The 5,395-nt window shown below is 61.6% G+C and carries 4 protein-coding genes and 1 pseudogene; 3 read left to right on the top strand and 2 right to left on the bottom strand.

The features are described 5' to 3' along the window. The first annotated feature begins 45 nt into the window (after nucleotides 1-45). Nucleotides 46-1,644, top strand: a complete 1,599-nt coding sequence (gene serA, locus EOB36_RS32895) for a phosphoglycerate dehydrogenase (protein WP_128286528.1) — start codon at nucleotides 46-48, stop codon at nucleotides 1,642-1,644. Between the two features lie 85 nt (nucleotides 1,645-1,729). Here the strand turns inward: serA and EOB36_RS32890 are convergent, their stop codons facing one another. Next, the gene (locus EOB36_RS32890) at nucleotides 1,730-2,116 is read right to left on the bottom strand and encodes an SH3 domain-containing protein (RefSeq protein WP_128286529.1); all 387 of its coding nucleotides are present in this window, start codon (nucleotides 2,114-2,116) and stop codon (nucleotides 1,730-1,732) included. Nucleotides 2,117-2,388: 272 nt separating this feature from the next. Next, a complete protein-coding gene (locus EOB36_RS32885; protein ID WP_126104549.1) occupies nucleotides 2,389-3,279 on the bottom strand; it encodes a DMT family transporter in 891 nt (296 codons plus the stop codon). Between the two features lie 323 nt (nucleotides 3,280-3,602). Between EOB36_RS32885 and EOB36_RS32880 the strand changes: the two genes are divergently transcribed. Continuing rightward, nucleotides 3,603-4,901, top strand: a complete 1,299-nt coding sequence (locus EOB36_RS32880) for an adenylosuccinate synthase (RefSeq protein ID WP_095487377.1) — start codon at nucleotides 3,603-3,605, stop codon at nucleotides 4,899-4,901. Between the two features lie 74 nt (nucleotides 4,902-4,975). Next, nucleotides 4,976-5,395, top strand: a pseudogene (locus tag EOB36_RS32875) (hypothetical protein); the annotation flags it as partial.

Raw genomic sequence — 5,395 nt, 5'->3', positions numbered from 1 at the left:
CCTCCCCTCAAGGGGGAGGGGCGCCAATCGCAAAGGATCTAGTCCATGCCCCGCGTTCTCGTCTCAGACAAACTCTCCACCACCGCCGTGCAGATCTTCAGGGATCGCGGCATCGAGGTCGACTACCTGCCCGATCTCGGCAAGGACAAGGAAAAGCTCCTTGAAGTGATCGGTCAGTATGACGGCCTCGCCATCCGTTCGGCGACGAAAGTCACCGAGAAGCTGATCAACGCCGCCACCAAATTGAAGGTGGTCGGCCGCGCCGGCATCGGCGTCGACAATGTCGACATCCCGGCGGCAAGCCGCAAGGGCATCATCGTGATGAACACGCCCTTCGGCAATTCGATCACCACCGCCGAGCATGCCGTCGCCATGATCTTTGCGCTGGCCCGCCAGATACCGGAAGCCAATGCCTCGACCCATGCCGGCAAATGGGAAAAGAACCGCTTCATGGGCATCGAGATCACCAGCAAGACGCTGGGCATCATCGGCTGCGGCAATATCGGCTCGATCGTCGCCACACGCGGCGTCGGCCTGAAGATGCACGTCATCGCCTTCGATCCGTTCCTGTCGGACAGCCGCGCCGAGGAACTCGGCGTCGAGAAGGTCGAGCTCGACGAGTTGTTCGCCCGCGCCGACTTCATCACGCTGCACACACCGCTTACCGACAAAACGCGTAACATCATCGACGCCGCGGCGATCACCAAAATGAAGACCGGTGTGCGCATCATCAATTGCGCGCGTGGCGGGCTGGTCGTCGAGGCCGATCTGATCGCGGCGCTGAAAAGCGGCAAGGTGGCAGGTGCTGGCATCGACGTGTTCGAGGTCGAACCGGCGGAGTATAATGAACTGTTCGGCCTGGAGAATGTCGTGGCGACGCCGCATCTCGGCGCGTCGACCACCGAAGCGCAGGAGAATGTCGCCCTGCATGTCGCCGAGCAGATGTCCGACTATCTGATCAAGGGCGCCGTTTCCAACGCCATCAACATGCCGTCGATCACCGCCGAGGAAGCGCCGCGCCTGAAACCTTTCGTCAAGCTTGCCGAAGTGCTCGGCGCCTTTGTCGGACAGGTCACCGAGGATCCGATCAAAGAGGTCGAGATCCTGTTCGACGGCTCGACCGCGACGATGAACACGCGAGCACTTATCAGCGCCACCCTTGCCGGGCTGATCCGGCCGCAGGTCTCCGACGTCAACATGGTGTCGGCGCCGATCATGGTTAAGGAGCGCGGCATCATCGTCGCCGAGGTCAAGCGCGACAAATCCGGCGTGTTCGACGGCTATATCAAGCTCACGGTCAAGACCGAGCATAGGACGCGCTCGATCGCCGGCACCTGCTTCTCGGATGGCAAACCGCGCTTCATCCAGATCAAGGGCATCAACCTTGACGCCGAAGTCGGCCAGCACATGCTCTACACGACCAATGCCGATGCGCCCGGCATCATCGGCCTGCTCGGCACGGTCTGCGGCGAGAACGGCGTCAACATCGCCAACTTCCAGCTCGGCCGCAACCGGCCTGGCGGCGATGCCATCGCGCTGCTCTATCTCGATGCGCCGTTCCCTGAAAACGTGCTGGAACAGGTGCGGGCGCACAAGTCGATCGACTCCGCCAAGCGGCTGCATTTCGATGTGGGCGGCGCCTGAATCATGTGCGCCCCGTGTGCTTCCAAAAGCACACGGGGCGTTTCGACAATGACGTCAGAGCGTTTGGATAATCCTTTGACGGCCGTTATTTGCAGGCGAAGCCGGGCGCGATCTTGCATTTGCCGGGACGGGGCCGGTGCGGCTTATGCGGCCGGTGCGGCCGATGCGGACGGTAATGCGGCGGGCGAACGATAATGTGCGGCCGCACGACGATCGGTCGGGAAACATAGACGCGGTCCAGATAGTTTGCGCTGGCCCAGCCCCGTATCCCGGCGGCACGAATTGCGCACCAGCTGCCCTGGCAATCGAGCACCGTCACCCTGTGGCCGGCCGGCAATGTTGCGATCCTTGCATAGCCGGGGCCAGGGCCGCTTCGCACATTCAAGGTCCCGGTTGTATAGGCGGTGGCTGCGGAGGCCGATATGGGAAAGGCTGCCAAGCCAACAAAAGCAAGGACAAGCGCCGCGCGCATTCGAAAATTCATGATCGTCTCCATTTCACCGAGATCAGCTAAACTGGCGCTGGGAAGATGAGTTGCGAAAGCTGAAAAAGTCAATCTCCAGGGAAATGGTGCCGTATATTGTAATGTTCGTATCCTTAATACACCCGTACTGGTTATTATGATTCTTAATACATTAGTTGTTTTGGATATTCGTCCGGCCACTGTTGTAGGGGCTTGGTTCACCATGAGGCTGCTACAGGCTCTGGATCGCACCATCCGCATCCGGCGCCGAACATTGCCGGCTAAATCGCCATCTTCCTTCCGCTGTATTCGGCGAGGCTGATGCCGCCGAGCACCAGCACGAGGGCCAGCGCCTGATAGAGCTGGAATGTCTCACCGACGATCAGCACCGAGAGCAGCGTGCCGAAGATCGGCACCAGATTGATGAACAGGCCGGCCCGGTTGGCGCCGATCAGCTCGTTGCCCCTGATGTAGAAGATCTGCGAGATGACCGAGGCGCCGATCGCGGTGTAGAACGCGACCGCCCAGCCGCGTGCATCGGGAACGATGACCTTGCCGGCCGCCACCTCCCACAGGAAGAAAGGCAGCGAAGTGGCAAGTGCGGCAATCGACAGCGCCAGCATCAGGCTCTGCCAGCGTATGGCCGGCTTCAGCCGCAGCCCGACCGAGTAGAAGCTGTAGCAAAGCACCGCGATCAGCATGATGGCGTCGCCGAAATTGAGATCCAGCCTGAGGAGCTGGCGCAGATCGCCATTGCTGGCGGTCAGGGCGACACCGATGATCGTCAGCACGACGCCGGCGATCTGCACCCGGTTCACACGCAGGCGAAACAGCACGAAATTGGCGAGGATGATCACGATCGGTATCGCCGCCTGCTCGATCGAGACGTTGATCGCCGTGGTGTAGTTGAGCGCCGTGTAGAAGATGGCATTGAAGAAGGTGAAGCCGCAAGCGCCGAGCCCGCCGAGCAGCAACCAATGCCTGCGCACCACCGGCCAGTCCTCGCGCAGCGTTCGCCAGCCGATCGGCAGCATGATCAGAACGGCCAGAACCCAGCGCAGGAAGACCAGCGTCATCGGCGAAATGTGGTCGACCGCCAGCTTGCCGGCCACGGAGTTGCCGCCCCACAGCAAGGTGGTGAACAGCAGGAATAGATAGGCGGTTCGATGCATCGCGAAATTTTCCAGCCGGGGCGGGCAGGCGAAGGGTCTTTTGCCGACCTATTGGGATGGTTCGTCCAAGTAAATGATGTCAAAGGCGAAAATTGTTGTGCCTGGGGGCGCCTTCGGCGGTAAAGAATGGTCGCGCTCGCCGGGTCTTGACGTTATAGAGCGACGTGCGTCCACTTGGTCGCACACAGTACGCGTCTCAAGGCTTTGAATGTTCGCATCGTGCTCGCCGAAATCGATTCCGATTTTCGGGCCAATGCGATAGAAGCCTGTCGTTTCGAAACCATTTCAAGCCGCTCCGAGCGGCGCCTCAAGGGAAAAGAAACATGGCCAATGTGGTGGTCGTCGGCTCGCAATGGGGCGACGAGGGCAAAGGCAAGATCGTTGACTGGCTGTCGGAGCGCGCCGACGTCGTCGTGCGCTTCCAGGGCGGCCACAATGCCGGCCATACGCTGGTTGTCGACGGTAAGGTCTACAAGCTGTCGCTGCTGCCGTCCGGCGTGGTGCGGCAAGGCAAGCTGTCCATCATCGGCAATGGCGTCGTCTTCGATCCGCACGCCTTCGTCGCGGAAGTGGCGAAATTGAAGGCGCAAGGCGTCGAGGTGACACCTGAGCGCCTGAAAATAGCCGAAAACACCGCGCTTATCCTGTCCTTGCACCGGGAACTGGACGGATTCCGCGAGGACGCCGCCACCAATTCCGGAACGAAGATCGGCACGACCCGTCGCGGCATCGGCCCCGCTTATGAGGATAAGGTGGGCCGGCGCGCAGTCAGGGTGATGGATTTGGCGGATTTGGAAACGCTGCCCTTGAAGGTCGACAGGCTGCTGACGCACCACAATGCTCTGCGCCGCGGGCTCGGTCACGCCGAAGTCACGCATGACGCGATCATGAATGAGCTGATTTCCGTCGCCGACGAGATCCTGCCCTATATGGACCGTGTCTGGAAGATCCTCGACGACAAGCGCCGCGCCGGCGAACGCATCCTGTTCGAAGGCGCGCAAGGCACGCTGCTCGACATCGACCACGGCACCTATCCGTTCGTCACTTCGTCCAACACGGTCGCCGGCCAGGCCTCAGCCGGATCTGGCGTCGGCCCGGGTGCCATCGGCTATGTCCTCGGCATCACCAAGGCCTATACGACGCGTGTCGGCGAGGGTCCGTTCCCGACCGAACAGAAGAACGAGATCGGCGAGTTCCTGGGCACGCGCGGCCACGAGTTCGGCGTCGTCACTGGCCGCAAGCGCCGCTGCGGCTGGTTCGATGCCGTGCTGGTTCGCCAGGCCGTCGCCGTCAACGGCATCAAGGGCATCGCTCTGACCAAGCTCGACGTGCTCGACGGTCTGGACGAGATCAAGGTCTGCACCGGCTACCGCCTCGACGGCGAGGCGATCGATTATCTGCCGGCCAGCCAGGGCGCGCAGGCGCGAGTCGAACCCGTCTACGAGACGCTGGAGGGCTGGAAAGGCACCACCGCCGGCGCCAGAAGCTGGAACGATCTGCCGGCCCAGGCAGTCAAATATGTCCGTCATATCGAGGAACTGATCGGCGCGCCGGTCGCACTCCTTTCCACCAGCCCTGAACGGGACGACACAATACTTGTGACCGATCCGTTTCAAGACTAGATTCTCAGCCGTTCCGGGCATCGCGGCCGATTTGCGGGGGCCGGCCCAGAAACGAAATGCAGGTCGACTGAAGCATGGCAGATTTTGTTGGTGCTCTGAAAAAGACGCTCGACGGCCTTGGCAATCCGACGCCGGAGATACGCGCGAGGGTCTATGAGAAGGCTCGCTCGACCATCGCGGACAAGCTGGCCAAGAACACACCGCCGCTGGCGCCTTCGGTCGTTGCCCAGCATAAGCGCACCCTGGAAGACGCCATCGCCAGCGTCGAGCGGGGCTATGCCAAGCCTGCGCCCGCATCCGATCCGCTGGCGGAACTGGAAGACATCTTCTCCTCCATCGACCGTAACAAGAACCAACCCAGCCATGTCCGGCAGCCGGCAAAGGCCGAGCCAGCATGGCAGCCGGCAAAGACCGAACCGGCATGGCAGCCGACGCCTGCCGCCAAAGCCGCGCCGAACTGGCAAAAGCCGCCGTCCGTTGCTTCTCCTCCAGAG

Origin of the sequence: Mesorhizobium sp. M6A.T.Cr.TU.017.01.1.1, assembly GCF_004023115.1 — a bacterium.
GTDB lineage: Bacteria > Pseudomonadota > Alphaproteobacteria > Rhizobiales > Rhizobiaceae > Mesorhizobium > Mesorhizobium mediterraneum.
The sequence above is the reverse complement of the archived record's forward strand: the minus strand, read 5'-3'. Positions and strand labels throughout refer to the sequence as shown.

Coding starts and splice junctions, on each gene's coding strand:
- serA (WP_128286528.1), top strand. CDS start 46: ATGCCCCGCGTTCTCGTCTCAGACAAACTCTCCACCACCGCCGTGCAG.
- EOB36_RS32890 (WP_128286529.1), bottom strand. CDS start 2,116: ATGCGCGCGGCGCTTGTCCTTGCTTTTGTTGGCTTGGCAGCCTTTCCC.
- EOB36_RS32885 (WP_126104549.1), bottom strand. CDS start 3,279: ATGCATCGAACCGCCTATCTATTCCTGCTGTTCACCACCTTGCTGTGG.
- EOB36_RS32880 (WP_095487377.1), top strand. CDS start 3,603: ATGGCCAATGTGGTGGTCGTCGGCTCGCAATGGGGCGACGAGGGCAAA.